The organism is Streptomyces yangpuensis, assembly GCF_001005295.1.
Taxonomy (GTDB): domain Bacteria; phylum Actinomycetota; class Actinomycetes; order Streptomycetales; family Streptomycetaceae; genus Streptomyces; species Streptomyces yangpuensis.
Genome location: NZ_LBMK01000003.1, coordinates 318,927 through 334,352, shown reverse-complemented (window position 1 = coordinate 334,352; position 15,426 = coordinate 318,927). Strand labels below are relative to the sequence as shown.

Below are 15,426 nucleotides of genomic sequence, written 5' to 3'. Positions count from 1 at the left end.
CCTCCGGCGGCCCGCAGAACAACCGGGTCCGGCCCGCGCACCGAGAGCGCGGCCGGACCCGCACATCTTTCCGGCCGGCACCCACCACCTTTCCGGCCGGCCCCCACCCCGGCCCCGCCGCATCAAGTCCGGCCCCGCCGCACCGAACCAGCCCCGCCGGCGATTGAGGCGCGGGGTGCGGGGCGAAGCTCCAGCGGTGCCGCCGGGCCCGGCGGATAAGCAACGGGTAAGTGCGGCTCCCCGCCGGGGACATGGTCCGCGCATACTCATGGGCATGAGCTACGACGCGATCGTGCTGGCCGGCGGCGCCGCGCGCCGCCTCGGCGGCGTGGACAAGCCCGCGCTGAGCGTCGGCGGGCGGGCCCTCCTCGACCGCGTCCTCGACGCCTGCCCGGACGCCCTGCGCACCGTCGTGGTCGGCGGCCGACGGGCCACCGCGCGCCCCGTCCGATGGACGCGCGAGGACCCGCCCGGCGGCGGCCCCGTGGCCGCTCTGGACGCCGGACTGCGCGCGACCACCGCGGGGCTGGTCCTCGTACTCTCCGCGGACCTGCCGTTCCTGGACCGGGACACCGTACGGACCCTGCTGGCCGCGCCCGACGCGCACCGCACCGACGGTGCGATGCTGCGGGACCCCGACGGCCGGGACCAGCCGCTGGTCGCCGCCTACCGGGCCGAACCCCTGCGCAGGGAGATCGCGCTGCTCGCCACCGAACACGGCAGCCTCACCGGGCTGCCGCTGCGCGCACTCACCACCGAACTGGAGCTGACCACCGTCGCGACCGGGCCGCTCGCCTCCTTCGACTGCGACACCTGGGACGATCTGGCCGCCGCCCGCGCCCGTATCAGAGAGCATGGAACCGTGCTGGACCAATGGATCACCGCCGTCAAGAACGAGCTCGGCATCGACCTCGCCGTCGACACCAAGACCCTGCTCGACCTCGCCCGGGACGCCGCCCACGGCGTGGCCCGGCCCGCCGCACCGCTGACCACCTTCCTGGTCGGCTACGCGGCCGCCCACGCCGCCGCCACCGGCGCCGACCCGGCCCAGGCCGTGGCGGAGGCCTCCCGCAAGGCCGCCGGCCTGGCGCTGCGCTGGGCCGCCGAGGCCGAGGCCGATGCGGCCGCCGAAGAGAACGGCTCGGGATGACCCCCACGAACTCCGCCGAGCAAGCCCTCGAAGAGGCCCTTGCCCTGGTCAGCCGTACCCCCGGGAGCGGCGGCGACACCGGCGGCCACCGGGCCGTCGCCTGGCCGCGCGCCCGCGACATCGCCGCCCGGGCGGGCGCCGGCGTGCGGGCCCGTACCCATGACGTGCCCCTCTCGGACGCGCTCGGCGAGGTCCTGACGGCCTCCCTGGAGGCGCTGACCGACCTGCCGTCCTTTGACACCTCCGCCATGGACGGCTGGGCCGTGGCCGGCCCCGGGCCGTGGCACGTCCGCGAGGGCGGCGTCCTGGCCGGCTCCGGCCGCCCGGAGCCGATCGCCGACGGCGAGGCCGTACGGATCGCCACCGGCGCCCGGATCCCCGCCGACACCACCGCCGTCATCCGCAGCGAGCACTGCCGGGAGGCGGGCGGGCAGCTCTTCGCCGACCGGCCCGTCGCCACCGGCCAGGACATCCGCCCGCGCGGCCAGGAGTGCCGCGCGGGCGACCTGCTGCTGCCCGCCGGTTCCCTGGTCACCCCCGCCGTGCTCGGGCTCGCCGCGGCCGCCGGCTACGACGAGCTGACCACCCGGCCCCGCCCGCGCGTGGAGATCCTGGTGCTCGGCGACGAGCTGCTCACCGAGGGCCGCCCGCACGACGGACTGATCCGCGACGCCCTCAGCCCCATGCTGGCGCCCTGGCTCACGCGCCTGGGCGCCGAGGTCACCGCCACCCGGACGCTGGGTGACGACCCGGCCGGCGCGGCCGCCCTGCTGGAGGCCGTCACCACCTCCACCGCCGATGTCCTGGTCACCACCGGCGGCACCGCCTCCGGACCCGTCGACCACGTCCACCCCGTACTGGAGAAGGCCGGCGCCCGGCTCCTCGTCGACGGGGTGGCGGTCCGGCCCGGACACCCGATGCTGCTGGCACGGATCGGTGACGCGGCGGACGGACGGCACGTGGTCGGGCTCCCCGGCAACCCCCTCGCGGCCGTCTCGGGGCTGCTGACCCTCGCCGAGCCGCTGCTGCGCGCCCTTGCCGGACGACGCCCGCGCCCGCGCTACACCGCGCCCGTGCAGGGCGACGTCCCGGGCCACCCGTTCGACACCCGGCTGGTCCCGGTCCGCCTCGACGACGAACACGCCGTGCCGCTGCGCTACCACGGCCCCGCGATGCTGCGCGGGGTGGCGGCGGCGGACGCGCTGGCCGTCGTACCGCCCAAGGGCGCCCGGTCCGGACAGGAACTCGAGGTCCTCGATCTGCCGTGGGCCTCGGGAGGATGTTTCACGTGAAACTGCCCGGACAGGACGCCATGGCACGCGGGGCGGACGAGAAGCTCGTCTCCCGGCGCATCAAGCTGCCCAAGCGGATCGTCGAGCACCCGCTGCGACAGGTCGCCAAGCGTCTCCTGATGGCGTTGTTCGTGCTCTTCCTCACGGTCTTCATCGTGTGGCTGGACCGCGACGGCTACCACGACAACGCCAACGAGACGGTCGATCTCCTCGACTGCTTCTACTACGCCACGGTGAGCCTGTCGACGACCGGCTACGGCGACATCGTCCCGTACAGCGACAGCGCACGGCTGATCAACATCCTGGTGATCACGCCGCTGCGCGTGCTGTTCCTGATCATCCTCGTCGGTACCACCCTCGAAGTCCTGACAGAACGGACGAGGGAAGAGTGGCGGCTGAAGCGCTGGAGGAAGAACTTGCGCGAGCACACGGTCGTCGTCGGCTTCGGCACGAAGGGCCGCTCGGCCCTTCAGACGCTGCTGGCCACCGGCCTCTCCAAGGAACAGGTCGTGGTCGTCGACCCCAGCGCCAAGGTCATCGACATGGCCAACGCCGAGGGCTTCACCGGCGTGGTCGGCGACGCCACCCGCTCCGACGTCCTGCTCCGTGCCGAGCTCCAGAAGGCCCGTCAGGTCGTCATCGCCACGCAGCGCGACGACACGGCGGTACTGGTCACCCTGACGGCCCGGCAGCTCAACCGCGGGGCGAAGATCGTCGCCGCGGTGCGCGAGGAGGAGAACGCCCCCCTGCTGCGCCAGTCCGGCGCGGACGCGGTCATCACGAGCGCGAGCGCGGCCGGCCGCCTGCTGGGCCTGTCGGTGCTCAGCCCGAGCGCGGGCACGGTCATGGAAGACCTGATCCAGCAGGGCAGCGGCCTGGACCTCATCGAACGGCCCGTCCGCAAGGCCGAGGTGGGCAAGTCGGTGCGCGAGGCCGACGACCTGGTGGTCAACGTGCTGCGAGGGCACCGGCTGCTCCCGTACGACGACCCGCACGCGAGCCCCCTGCAGCTGACGGACCGTCTTATCTCCATCGTGCGGGCGGTACCGCCGACCGCCCCGAGGACGACGCTGGGTCCTGCCGAGTAGCCGCGCCGTGGCGTAGCCTCCGGGCCATGCATGCGATCACCATCGAGCAGCCCGGCGGCCCCGAGGCCCTGGTCCGGGCCGACGTTCCCGATCCGGTGCCCGGCGAGGGCGAGGTCCTCGTCGAGGTCGCGGCGAGCGCCGTGAACCGCGCCGACGTGCTCCAGCGGCAGGGCTTCTACGATCCGCCGCCCGGCGCCTCGCGGTATCCGGGCCTGGAGTGCTCGGGGCGGATCGCCGCCCTCGGGGCGGGGGTGGCCGGCTGGTCGGTGGGCGACGAGGTGTGCGCCCTGCTCGCCGGCGGCGGCTACGCGGAGCGGGTGGCCGTGCCGGCCGGGCAGCTGCTGCCCGTCCCGGCAGGGGTGGACCTGGTGACGGCGGCCGCACTGCCCGAGGTCGTCACGACGGTGTGGTCCAACGTGTTCATGGTGGCCGGGCTGCGCCCCGGCGAGACCCTGCTGGTGCACGGCGGGTCCAGCGGCATCGGGACGATGGCGATCCAGCTCGGCAAGGCGGTCGGCGCGACGGTCGCCGTGACGGCAGGCGGCCCGGAGAAGCTGGCCCGCTGCAAGGAGCTGGGCGCGGACATCCTCATCGACTACCGCGAGCAGGACTTCGTGGCCGAGTTGCGGGCGGCGACGGGCGGGGCCGGGGCCGACGTGATCCTGGACATCATGGGCGCCAAGTACCTCGCCCGGAACGTGGACGCCCTGGCCGTGAACGGCCGGCTCGCGGTGATCGGCCTCCAGGGCGGGGTGAAGGCCGAGCTGAACCTCGGTGCGCTGCTGGCGAAGCGGGCGGCGATCACCGCCACCTCACTGCGGGCCCGGCCGCTGGAGGAGAAGGCCGCGATCGTCGCCGCCGTACGGGAGCACGTGTGGCCGCTGGTGGCCGCGGGCCGGGTCCGGCCGGTGGTGCACGCGGCGTTCCCTATGGCGCAGGCCGCCGAGGCCCACCGGGTCATGGAAGCCGGCACCCACGTGGGCAAACTGCTGCTCACGGTGTGAGCGCGGGCGGACGGGCGGGGCGGGGAGAAGGTCCGCACAGCGGTCCCGCCCTGCCCCGCACCGCACCGCTACAGGCTGCGCAGCAGGACCGCCGGGGATTCCACGCAGTCCGCGACGTGGCGGAGGAAGCCGCCCGCCGTACCGCCGTCGCAGACCCGGTGGTCGAAGGTCAGCGACAGCTGGACCACCTTCCGGACCGCCAGCTGCCCCTGGTGCACCCACGGCTTGTCGATGATCCGGCCCACACCCAGCATCGCCGCCTCCGGGTGGTTGATGATCGGCGTGGAGCCGTCGACGCCGAACACCCCGTAGTTGTTCAGGGTGAAGGTGCCGCCCGTCAGGTCGGCCGGGGCCAGCTTGCCCGCGCGGGCGAGCTCGGTCAGCCGCGCGAACTCCGCCGACAGGGACTCCGGGTTGCGGCCCTGCGCGTCCCGGACCACCGGGACCACCAGGCCCCGCTCGGTCTGCGCGGCGAAGCCCAGGTGCACCGACGGGAGCCGGACGATCTCCTTGGCCGCGAGGTCCACGGTGGAGTTCAGCTCGGGGTACTTGGCCAGCGCGGCCGTGCAGATCCGCGCCAGCAGCGCGAGCACCGAGATCTTGGGCCCGCCGACCGCGTTCATCGCGGCCCGGGCCGCCATCAGCTCGGTGGCGTCGGCGTCGACCCAGCAGGTCGCGTCCGGGATCTCCCGGCGGCTGCGCGACAGCTTCTCGGCGACCGCACCGCGCAGCCCCTTGAGCGGGATCCGCTCGCCCTGCGCCGCCACCGCCGCCGGGGCTGCGGCCGGGGCCGGGGCGGGCGCCGTCAGCGCGGCCAGGGCCGCCTCGACGTCGGCCCGCAGGATCAGGCCCTCCGGGCCGGAACCGTGCAGGGCACGCAGGTCCACGCCGCCGTCCTTGGCCAGCTTGCGCACCAGCGGTGAGATGACGGGCACCGGACCGGCCGGAGCCGCAGCGGCCGGCGCCACCGGGGCCACGGCGACCTGAGCCGGGGCGACGACCGGGGCCGCGACGGGCGCCGACACCGCGGCGGTGACGGGTCGCACCCGTCGCCGACGCGCCGGGCGCGAGTGGTCCGAGCCGTAACCGATCAGGGGCCGGGGCGCGTTGCCGGAGCCCTCGGCCTCGTCCTCCGCGGCCGTCCCGGCCTCCGGAACCGACTGCACGCCCACCGCGACGGTGATCAGCGGGGCGCCGACCGGCAACTCCTCGCCCTCCTCGCCGAACCGGGCGGTGACCACGCCGCCGTACGGACAGGGCACCTCCACCATCGCCTTGGCCGTCTCGACCTCGACGACCGGCTGGTCGATGGCGACGACGTCGCCCACCGCCACCAGCCACCGCACGATCTCGGCCTCGGTCAGGCCCTCACCGAGGTCCGGCAGCTTGAATTCCATGACCTGCGGCATCAGTTCTCCCACTGCAGGCGGGCCACGGCGTCCAGGATCCGCTCGACACCGGGCAGGTGGTACTTCTCCAGCATCGGCGGCGGGTACGGGATGTCGAAGCCCGTCACCCGCAGCACCGGGGCCTGGAGGTGGTGGAAGCACCGCTCCGTGACGCGGGCGGCGATCTCCGCACCCGGTCCGCCGAAGCCGCCGGCCTCGTGGACCACCACCGCGCGCCCGGTGCGGCGGACGGACGCCACGACCGTTTCCTCGTCGAAGGGGACCAGGGAGCGCAGGTCCACGACCTCCAGGTCCCAGCCCTCCTCGCGGGCCGCCTCGGCCGCCTCCAGGCACACCGGAAGCGAGGGCCCGTAGGTGATCAGGGTCGCGCTCGTGCCCGTCCGCCGGACCAGCGCCTTCCCGATGCCCGGGACGGCCGCCGGCGCCTGCGGCGACCAGTCGGCCTTCGACCAGTACAGCCGTTTCGGCTCCAGGAAGACCACCGGGTCGTCGCTCGCGATCGACGCGCGCAGCAGCCCGTAGGCGTCCTCGACGGTCGCCGGGGTGACCACGGTCAGGCCGGGCGTCGCCACGTAGTACGCCTCGGAGGAGTCGCAGTGGTGCTCCACACCGCCGATCCCGCCGCCGTAGGGCACACGGATGGTGATCGGCAGCGGCATCGCACCGCGGGTGCGGTTGCGCATCTTCGCCACGTGCGAGATCAGCTGCTCGAAGGCCGGGTAGGCGAAGGCGTCGAACTGCATCTCCACCACGGGCCGCAGCCCGTACATGGCCATGCCGACCGCCGCGCCGAGGATCCCGGCCTCCGCGAGGGGGGTGTCCGTGCAGCGGTCCTCGCCGAACTCCTTCGCGAGGCCGTCCGTGATCCGGAAGACGCCGCCGAGCGTGCCGACGTCCTCGCCCATCACGTGGACCGTCGGGTCCTCGGCCATCGCGTCGCGCATCGCCCGCGTCAGGGCCTGCGCCATCGTCGCGGGCTTGGCCCCCGTCTTCGCGGACTTCGCCGCCACCGTCGTCACGTCTGGTCCTCGGCTTCCAGCTCGGCACGGAGCATGGCCGCCTGCTCGCGCAGGCGGTCGGTCTGCTCCGCGTAGACATGCGCGAACAGGTCCATCGGGTCCACCGCCGGATCCGCGTTCATCCCGTCGCGCAGGGACGCCGCCATCGCCTCGGCCTCGTCGCGCGCGGCCGTGATGCCCGCCTCGTCGAGGATCCCGCGCGCGGTCAGCTCCCGCTCCAGCAGGTCGATCGGGTCGTGTGCCTTCCACGCCTCGACCTCGGCGTCACCGCGGTAACGCGTCGCGTCGTCGGCGTTCGTGTGCGCCTCCATGCGGTACGTGACGGCCTCGATCAGGGTCGGTCCGCCGCCGGCCCGGGCCCGCCGGACCGCCTCGGCCAGCACCTCGTGCATCGCCGCGATGTCGTTGCCGTCGACCAGCCGGCCCGGCATGCCGTAGCCGACGGCCTTGTGGGCCAGCGTCGGGGCGGCGGTCTGCTTGGCGAGCGGGACGGAGATCGCGAAGCCGTTGTTCTGCACGAGGAAGACCACCGGGGCCTGCCACACGGCGGCGAAGTTCAGCGCCTCGTGGAAGTCGCCCTCGCTGGTGCCGCCGTCGCCGACCATGGCGAGGGCGACGACGTCGTCGCCGCGCAGCCGCGCCGCGTGCGCCAGGCCCACCGCGTGCGGCAGCTGGGTGGCGAGCGGGGTCGAGAGCGGGGCTATGCGGTGCTCACGCGGGTCGTAGCCGGTGTGCCAGTCGCCGCGCAGCAGGGTCAGAGCCTGTACGGGGTCCAGTCCGCGCGCCACGGCCGCCAGGGTGTCGCGGTAGCTCGGGAAGAGCCAGTCCTGCTCCTCCAGCACCATCGCGGCGGCGATCTCGCAGGCCTCCTGGCCGACGGTCGAGGGGTACACGGCGAGCCGGCCCTGCTTGGTGAGCGCCGTGGCCTGGGCGTTGTAGCGACGGCCGCGCACCAGTTCGGCGTAGCAGCGGCGCATCAGCGCGGGGTCGAGCCGGTCGGCCGCCTCGGTGCCCAGCACCCGGTAGGGCTCGGCGTCCGGAAGCAGCGGAGCGGCGTCCGTGCGGGGCCTCCAGGCGGGCGGCGGGGTGGAACGGTGGGACGCACCGGCACCGGGCAGCTCTTGGACCGTCATGGCGGCGTACACCTCCTCGTGGGAAGCGGGCAGGGGGTGCCCCGGATGTGAGGCCCCTCACCTACCGATTGTTCGGTTGTCCGCGCAATTTGGCTACAGGCGGCTCCAGGCTGTGGACAAACGGGCGCCGGGGCCCTGGGATGGACGCAGGACGTCCAGGAGAGGGAGGCATCGGGCAATGCCGGATGAACAAATGGCCGCGGCCGGTTCCGCACCGGTTCCGCCGGGGACCGCACCCGGAGCCCCTGCGGTCCCGCCCGTCGCACCCCGCCCCCTGGACCCGATCGACCGGTCGATCATGCGGCTGCTCCAGGCGGACGGCCGGGCGTCCATACGCTCGGTGGCCGAGCAGGTGCACGTCTCACGGGCGAACGCCTACGCGCGGATCAACCGGCTCATCGACGACGGGGTGATCCGCGGGTTCACGGCGCGCGTCAACCACGAGCGGGCGGGCCAGGGGGCCTCCGCCTACATCACGCTGAAGATCGTCCAGAACTCCTGGCGCACGGTCCGCGAGCAGCTGCGCGAACTCCCGGGCGCCGCGCACATCGCCCTGGTCAGCGGCGACTTCGACGTCCTGCTCCTGGTGCACACGCCGGACAACCGGACTCTGCGCGAGCTGGTCCTGACCCGCCTCCAGGCCATCCCGGAGGTCCTCTCGACGCGCACTCTGCTGGTCTTCGAGGAGACGGACCTCCTGGACCCCGGCCCGGGCCCCGGCCCCGGCCCCGGCCCCGCGATCACGGCGGACTAGGCCGAACGAGTGACAGCGCCCCGGTAAGGGCCTGGAGGGCCGTTACCGGGGCGCTGTGCGGCAGCGACCCGCGGGTGCTACGGGTTGATCACCGGGTTCTCGTAGTAGCCGGAGATGTCGACCACGAGGTCGGCCTTCTCCCAGCCCTGGTTCCAGAAGTCGACGATGCCGTGCTTGCCCCCGCTCGCCTGGACCAGGTTCGGGACGGTCCTGCCCTTCGTCCAGTTCAGGGTCGAGGCGCCGGGCCGCGCCGGCGTGACCGCGGTGCCCTTCTCGTACTGCTCGGCCGAGTTCGGGTCCGGGGCGACCGAGAGGAAGCCCCCGCCGGCCGTGTTGGTGACGGTCGTGTTCAGCACGTAGGCGGTGAAGTCGGCGTTCTCCTCGGTGAAGAACGGCACGGCGGCGTAGCCGCGGCCGGCGATCGGTCCGCGGAGCGGGATGATCGCGGCGTCGGGGTTGCGCGTGTCGACGAAGCGCATCGGCGAGAGCGGCATGAAGGCGCCCTGGCCGGCCGGGCTGTAATAGCCGAGGACGTCCACGATCACGTCGGCGCCGGCCCAGGCGTTGTTGCGGATGTTGATGGACCCGTCGGCGCCGACCGGCACGATCACCGAGTTGGCGACGGTCTGACCGGCGGTGAAGTTCACGTTGGACGCGAGCGGGATCTTGCCTCCGCCCGGGTGGACGATCAGGTGGCCGGCTTCCTTCGGGCCGGTCACCGTCACGTTGAGCGCCACGGCCTTGACGCCCTGGGGAACCCCGCGCAGGCCGGCGATCTGCGTGCCGAAGCTCGTCTGACCGGGGACCTGGCCCTTGCTCGTGCCGAGGCCCTCGCGGGTGTCGACGAAGCGGGTCGGGTCCATCGGCGTGTAACCGTTGGCCGCCTGCGGCATGAAGTAGCCGGTGATGTCGGCGATCAGGTCGACCGACTCCCAGCCGCCGTTGTACAGGTCCACGGAGCCGTCGTTGCCGACCGGCACGACGACCAGATTCGGGACGGTCTGGCCGGGCTCGAAGTTGATGTTCGACGCGTTCGGCCGCTCGTTGCCGGCGTCGAAGGCCGTGATGTGCCCGCCACTGGTCGTGTTGGTGACGGTGACGTTGAGGACCACGGCCCGCACTCCGGCCGGGATCGTGCCGTAGCCGCCGACCTTCACCCGGGCGGAGCTGTACGGGGCGACCTTGGCCTTCGGCGCGCGGAACCCCTCACGGGTGTCCAGCAGACGCGTCGGCTCGTACGGCGTGAACTCGGAACCCGAGGTCACGACCTCGAGCTCGTTCTCGATGGACACGTTGTTGGCGGCGTCGTTCACACCGACCGTGATCTTGTACTCGCCGACCTCGGCGTAGGTGTGCAGCGGCAACAGCTGGGCGGAGCCGGAGGCGGCGAGCTTTTCCACCTTCCCGTCGCCCCAGGACACGGTGACCTCGAGTGCCGCATCGGCACTCGTGACCTCCGCCCACAGCTGGAGGGAGTGCGCACCGGTGTTGGTGGCGCTCAGGGCGACCTTCAGGTCCGGGTTCCCGGCGGCGGCGCCCGCCGCCCGGGCGACGCCGGAGGGCCCCTTGCGGACGGATCTGTCAGCGCCGCTGGTGAAGGTCCTGAAGTTGGACGCGCCGATCTTCTTCGGGTCGGCGGGCTTGGCGACCCGCTGGGCGCCCGGCGCGGACGGATCCGCGGCCTGGGCCGTGCCCGGCAGGAAACCGATGACGGCCGCGACGAGCGCGGCGGATGAGACTACGAGACGGCGACTGCGCACCGTTCCCCCCATTTTCGTTCGGTGCGATGGCCCTGAATGCGATGTTTTGAACGCGCTCAAGGCTGAAATCCCGCTCAGGTTACAGAAGTTCCCAGCGGTGCGCCGCAGCGGGTCCCCGCTGGTCAGCGGGCCGTGCGCAGGCCGTCGAAGGCCATGTGGACGACGGCGTCCGCGAGCTGCTCGGGGCCCGTGCCCGGGTGCGGGCGGTACCACTCGACGAGCGAGTTCACCATGCCGAAGAGGAGGCGGGTGGCGAGGCGGATGTCCACGTCCGCCCGCAGGTCGCCGTCCGCGGCGGCGGCCTTGAGCAGGTCCGCGACCTGGTGGTCGAACTCGCGGCGGCGCTCCAGCGCCCACCGCTCGGTGCGGGTGTTGCCCCGTACCCGCAGCAGCAGCGTCACGTACGGCAGCTCGCCGACCAGCACCTCGACGGTGCGGCGGGTGACGTACTCGACGCGCTCGACGGCCCGGCCGCGGACCGCGCCCGGCTCCTCCAGCACGGAGAAGAGCCCGTCGAGGGCGCGGCTGACGGCCCGCCGCAGCAGCTCCTCCTTGCCCGTGACGTGGTGGTAGATCGAGGACTTCGAGATGCCGGCGGCCTTGGAGAGGTGCTCCATCGAGGTGCCGTCGTAGCCGCGCTCGTTGAAGACCTGGACGGCCACCGACAACAGCGTCTCGGGGGTGTAGGTGTCGCGCTTGGCCGTCGTCACCGGGCGTCCTCCTCGTCGCCCGCCGCGTAACCCAGCTTGAACAGCGCCAGCGACGGCGCGTAACGGCCGCCGGGGCAGCGCTCGTCGAGGTGGTGCAGCAGGTCGTAGGCCCAGTCCCGGCCGAGCCGGTCGTGCCATTCGGAGGGGCCCAGCGGGTAGTTGACACCGAGCCGCATCGCGGTGTCGATGTCCTCGGCGGAGGCCACGCCGCGGGCGACGGCGTCTGCGGTGAGGTCGATCAGCATCGCGACGGTCCGGGCGACGATCATGCCGGGGACGTCGCCGATGACGGAGACCTGCTTGCCGAGCTTCTGGAAGAGGCCGATCGCCTCGGACAGGGTCCGCTCGCTGGTGTCCTCGCTGGCGGAGAGCGCGATGCGGGAGGCGCCCCGGTAGTCGAGCGCGAGGTCGAAGTAGACGACGTCCGCGAACTCGACGGAGGTCTTCCCGTCCGCGAGGACCAGCTGGCCCTCGCCGGGCAGCTGGATGTACGGGCCCCCGTGCTCGGTGGCCGTGACCGCGATCCCGGCCTCCTCCAGCAGGTCGGCCAGAGCGGCGGCCGGGCCGAGGTCACCGACGACGGTCACCTTCGCCGGGGCCTCCTCGGGTCCGGCGGTGTGCGGCTCGGCGGCCGCGTCGGGGCCGTAGGGGAACCAGCCGTGCCCCGACTTGCGGCCCAGGCGGCCCGACTGGACCAGCCGGCGCTGCGCCAGGGACGGGGTGAACTTGGGGCTGCGGAAGAAGGACTCCCACACGGAGCGGGTCACGGCCTCGTTGACGTCCTGGCCGATCAGGTCGGTCAGCGCGAAGGGGCCCATCTTGAAGCCACCGCTCTCGCGGAGCACGGCGTCGATGGTGGCCGGGTCGGCGCCCTGCTCCTCGTACACCGCGAAGGCCTCGGCGTAGAAGGGGCGGGCGATCCGGTTGACGATGAAGCCGGGGGTGTCGGCGCAGCGGACCGGCGTCTTCCCCCAGCCCAGGACCGTGCGGTACGCGCGCTCGACGGCGGCAGGGTCGCTCGCGGAGCCGCTGACCACCTCGACGAGCGGGAGCAGCGGGGCCGGGTTGAAGAAGTGCAGGCCGAGGAAGCGGCCGGGGTGCGCGAGGCCGGCGGCGAGCTCGGTGACGGAGAGGGAGGAGGTGTTTGTGGCGAGCAGCGCGTCCGGCTCCACCACCTCTTCGAGGGCCGCGAAGAGGGTCTGCTTGATCTGGACGTTCTCGACGACCGCCTCGATGACGAGGGCGGCCCCCGCGAGGTCCGCGAGGGCCCGGGCGGGGGCGATCCGGCCGATCGCCTCCTCGGCCTCGGCCCGGTCCAGACGGCCCTTCGCGGCCATCCGCTCGACACGGTCCTGCACGATGCCGACGCCGTCGGCAGCGAGGGCGGCGTCGATGTCGTAGATCAGCACCCGGTGACCTGCGAGAAGGGCGACCTGGGCGATGCCCTGGCCCATGGTGCCCGCGCCGACGACCGCCACAGTGCGGGACCGCTCGATTGCTGTCATGTCCTGATCCTCCCGCACCGACTTGTCCACAGGTCCGCCGGGCCCTCTTGTCCCGACCGATCGTTCGGTTACTCTAACTCCAGTCTGCTCTCCTTCGCCCGGCTCAACGAGGAGTTGGTCCCTGATGGCCGCCGAGCTCACCGTCCCCCAGCTGTCCGCCAAGCACCGGCCCACCCTGGACCAGGCCCTGTCGGCGATCCGCAGCCGCGCCTACTGGTCCCCGCATCCCGAGCACCCGAAGGCGTACGGCGAGACCGCCCCGGCCGACGGGCTCGCCGCCTTCGAGGCGCTCCGCGGCACGCGGTTCGACCTCGGCCAGCCGGGCACCGACGGCTGGGCGGGCGCCGAGGTGTCTCCGTACGGCCCGGAGCTGGGCGTCGAGTACCCGCACGTGGACCCGGACGTCCTGCTGCCCGCGATGAAGGCCGGCATGGGCGCCTGGCGCGACGCCGGCCCGGAGGCGCGCGCCCTGGTCTGCATCGAGATCCTGGCCCGCATCTCGGCCCGCACGCACGAGTTCGCGCACGCGGTCATGCACACCAGCGGCCAGGCCTTCATGATGGCGTTCCAGGCGGGCGGTCCCCACGCGCAGGACCGCGGGCTGGAAGCCGTGGCCTACGCCTACGAGGAGCAGACCCGGGTCCCGGGACAGGCGGACTGGTCGAAGCCGCAGGGCAAGAAGGACCCGCTGGAGCTCGGCAAGACCTTCACCGCGGTCCCCCGCGGCATCGCCCTCATGATCGGCTGCAACACCTTCCCGACCTGGAACGGCTACCCGGGCCTGTTCGCCTCGCTGGCCACCGGCAACCCGGTGCTGGTCAAGCCGCACCCGCGGGCCGTGCTGCCGCTCGCCCTGACCGTGCAGGTGGCGCGCGAGGTCCTCGCGGAGGCGGGCTTCGACCCGAACCTGGTGGCGCTCGCGGTCGAGCGTCCGGGCGAGGGCATCGCCAAGGACCTCGCCGTCCGCCCCGAGATCAAGCTGATCGACTACACCGGGTCCACGGAGTTCGGCGACTGGCTGGAGACCAACGCCCGCCAGGCCCAGGTCTACACGGAGAAGGCCGGCGTCAACACCGTCGTCCTGGACTCCACCGACAACTACAAGGGGATGCTGGCCAACCTGGCCTTCTCCCTCTCGCTCTACAGCGGCCAGATGTGCACCACCCCGCAGAACCTGCTGATCCCGCGCGACGGCATCGCGACGGACGCCGGCCACAAGTCGTACGACGAGGTCGTCGCCGACCTCGCGGCGTCGGTCGGCGGCCTGCTCGGTGACGACGCCCGGGCCAACGCGCTGCTCGGCGCGCTGGTCAACCCGGACGTCAAGGCCCGCCTGGAGGCGGCCGCCGACCTCGGCGAGGTCGCGCTGGAGTCGCGCGAGGTCACCAACCCCGAGTTCCCGGACGCGGTGGTCCGTACGCCGGTGATGGTCAAGCTGGACGCCGCCAAGCCGGACCCGGAGGCGCCCTTCCTCTCCGAGTGCTTCGGCCCGGTCTCCTTCGCGGTGGCCGTGGACTCCACGCAGGACGCGCTGGACCTGCTGCGCCGCACCGTGCGGGAGAAGGGCGCCATGACGGTCGGCGCCTACACCACCTCCCCCGACACCGAGCGGGCCCTCGAAGAGGTCTGCCTGGAGGAGTCCGCGCAGCTCTCGCTGAACCTGACCGGCGGGGTCTACGTCAACCAGACCGCGGCGTTCTCGGACTTCCACGGCTCCGGCGGCAACCCCGCGGCAAATGCCGCGCTGTGCGACGGCGCCTTCGTCTCGAACCGCTTCCGCGTGGTGGAGGTCCGCCGCCAGGCGTAGCCGCCGGACGCAACGACCGGACGGGACCGCCGGACGCGGTCCCGTCCGGCGCCCGTTCACGCCCTGGGCGCCTCCTCCCCGAACATCTGGGCGGAGGCGTCCACCTGGGCCATCCTGCGCAGGGCGGCGAAAACCGCGTCGCCCAGCACCGTGCCCACCACCACGGCCTCGACGAGGTCCTCGCGGGCCACCCGCCGGGCGACGTAGTCCAGGTCGGTTCGGCCCACCCGCTCGGCGGCCTCGGCGTAGTCGTCGAGCAGGTCCACGAAGCCGCCGTGCCCCACCCGCGCGAGCGAGGCGAGGGCGGCCACCAGCGCCTCGGCGGCCTTGTTGCCGGGCTCGATCCGCCAGCCGCGCGCCTCGATCAGCCGCGCCACCCGGTCCCGCGCCAGTACGGTCTCCGCGTCCGGCGCACCACCACCGTCGCCGCCGGCCCTGCTGTCGGCCTCTCTGCCACCCCCTCTGCCGCCGTCGCCGAACTCCGGCACCAGCCGCGTCGCCGCCGCGCCCAGCAACTCGTGCACCGGCCCGTCCTTGTCGTCGACGGCCGCGAGGACCTCACCGATGGCCGCCACCGAGAGCCCGCCGACCTCCAGCAGCGCGCGGACCAGCCGCAGCCGCCGCTCGTGGCCCTCCCCGTAGCTGGCCTGGTTGGGACTCGTCAGCTCGCCGGCGGGCAGCAGCCCCTCCCGCAGGTAGTACTTGATCGTCGGTACCGGCACCCCGGTCCGGCGGCTCAGCTCTCCGATGCGCACGTGCGTTCACCCTGATTTCTCTTGCCCGAATCCGCCCCCA

At 73.3% G+C, this 15,426-nt stretch carries 13 protein-coding genes; 6 read left to right on the top strand and 7 right to left on the bottom strand.

The features are described from left to right. The first annotated feature begins 274 nt into the window (after positions 1-274). The 4 genes from AAT21_RS16800 to AAT21_RS16785 are packed head-to-tail and all read left to right on the top strand — an operon-like array spanning position 275 to position 4,534. Positions 275-1,150, top strand: a complete 876-nt coding sequence (locus AAT21_RS16800) for an NTP transferase domain-containing protein (RefSeq protein WP_046778401.1) — start codon at positions 275-277, stop codon at positions 1,148-1,150. Beyond that, positions 1,147-2,442 (top strand): molybdopterin molybdotransferase MoeA, encoded by a 1,296-nt coding sequence (locus tag AAT21_RS16795; RefSeq protein ID WP_046777687.1) that lies wholly within the window; start codon positions 1,147-1,149, stop codon positions 2,440-2,442. The genes AAT21_RS16800 and AAT21_RS16795 overlap by 4 nt, the downstream gene beginning before the upstream one ends. Beyond that, positions 2,430-3,530, top strand: a complete 1,101-nt coding sequence (locus AAT21_RS16790; protein WP_046778400.1) for a potassium channel family protein — start codon at positions 2,430-2,432, stop codon at positions 3,528-3,530. Before AAT21_RS16795 ends, AAT21_RS16790 begins: the two co-directional genes overlap by 13 nt. Positions 3,531-3,556: 26 nt before the next feature. Further along, a complete protein-coding gene (locus tag AAT21_RS16785) occupies positions 3,557-4,534 on the top strand; it encodes an NAD(P)H-quinone oxidoreductase (RefSeq protein WP_046777686.1) in 978 nt (325 codons plus the stop codon). A 68-nt stretch (positions 4,535-4,602) separates the two neighbouring features. On the opposite strand, the gene AAT21_RS16780 is transcribed toward AAT21_RS16785, so the two are convergent. The 3 genes from AAT21_RS16780 to pdhA are packed head-to-tail and all read right to left on the bottom strand — an operon-like array spanning position 4,603 to position 8,095. Then, positions 4,603-5,943 carry a dihydrolipoamide acetyltransferase family protein gene (locus tag AAT21_RS16780; RefSeq protein ID WP_046777685.1) on the bottom strand — a complete coding sequence of 447 codons (1,341 nt, stop codon included), beginning with the start codon at positions 5,941-5,943 and terminating at the stop codon, positions 4,603-4,605. Next, positions 5,943-6,911, bottom strand: coding sequence for an alpha-ketoacid dehydrogenase subunit beta (locus AAT21_RS16775; RefSeq protein WP_200904434.1), 969 nt, complete (start codon positions 6,909-6,911; stop codon positions 5,943-5,945). Before AAT21_RS16775 ends, AAT21_RS16780 begins: the two co-directional genes overlap by 1 nt. Before the next feature lie 47 nt (positions 6,912-6,958). Next, complete coding sequence (gene pdhA, locus AAT21_RS16770) at positions 6,959-8,095, bottom strand: pyruvate dehydrogenase (acetyl-transferring) E1 component subunit alpha (protein WP_046778399.1); 1,137 nt, start codon at positions 8,093-8,095, stop codon at positions 6,959-6,961. A 178-nt stretch (positions 8,096-8,273) separates the two neighbouring features. On the opposite strand from pdhA, the gene AAT21_RS16765 reads away from it, so the two are divergent. Continuing rightward, on the top strand, positions 8,274-8,849 hold the full coding sequence (locus tag AAT21_RS16765; RefSeq protein ID WP_079025755.1) for an Lrp/AsnC family transcriptional regulator: 576 nt from the start codon (positions 8,274-8,276) through the stop codon (positions 8,847-8,849). A gap of 77 nt (positions 8,850-8,926) precedes the next feature. Here AAT21_RS16765 and AAT21_RS16760 read toward each other — a convergent pair whose 3' ends face one another. The 3 genes from AAT21_RS16760 to AAT21_RS16750 form a co-directional block, all read right to left on the bottom strand. Next, a complete protein-coding gene (locus tag AAT21_RS16760) occupies positions 8,927-10,609 on the bottom strand; it encodes a PKD domain-containing protein (RefSeq protein WP_046777682.1) in 1,683 nt (560 codons plus the stop codon). A gap of 122 nt (positions 10,610-10,731) precedes the next feature. Continuing rightward, the gene (locus AAT21_RS16755; RefSeq protein ID WP_046777681.1) at positions 10,732-11,319 is read right to left on the bottom strand and encodes a TetR/AcrR family transcriptional regulator; all 588 of its coding nucleotides are present in this window, start codon (positions 11,317-11,319) and stop codon (positions 10,732-10,734) included. Further along, on the bottom strand, positions 11,316-12,824 hold the full coding sequence (locus AAT21_RS16750; protein ID WP_046778398.1) for a 3-hydroxyacyl-CoA dehydrogenase: 1,509 nt from the start codon (positions 12,822-12,824) through the stop codon (positions 11,316-11,318). The genes AAT21_RS16755 and AAT21_RS16750 overlap by 4 nt, the downstream gene beginning before the upstream one ends. A gap of 124 nt (positions 12,825-12,948) precedes the next feature. Between AAT21_RS16750 and paaN the strand changes: the two genes are divergently transcribed. After that, a complete protein-coding gene (gene paaN / locus AAT21_RS16745; protein WP_046777680.1) occupies positions 12,949-14,631 on the top strand; it encodes a phenylacetic acid degradation protein PaaN in 1,683 nt (560 codons plus the stop codon). Between the two features lie 56 nt (positions 14,632-14,687). Here paaN and AAT21_RS16740 read toward each other — a convergent pair whose 3' ends face one another. Further along, on the bottom strand, positions 14,688-15,386 hold the full coding sequence (locus tag AAT21_RS16740) for a MerR family transcriptional regulator (protein ID WP_046777679.1): 699 nt from the start codon (positions 15,384-15,386) through the stop codon (positions 14,688-14,690). Positions 15,387-15,426: the final 40 nt, after the last annotated feature.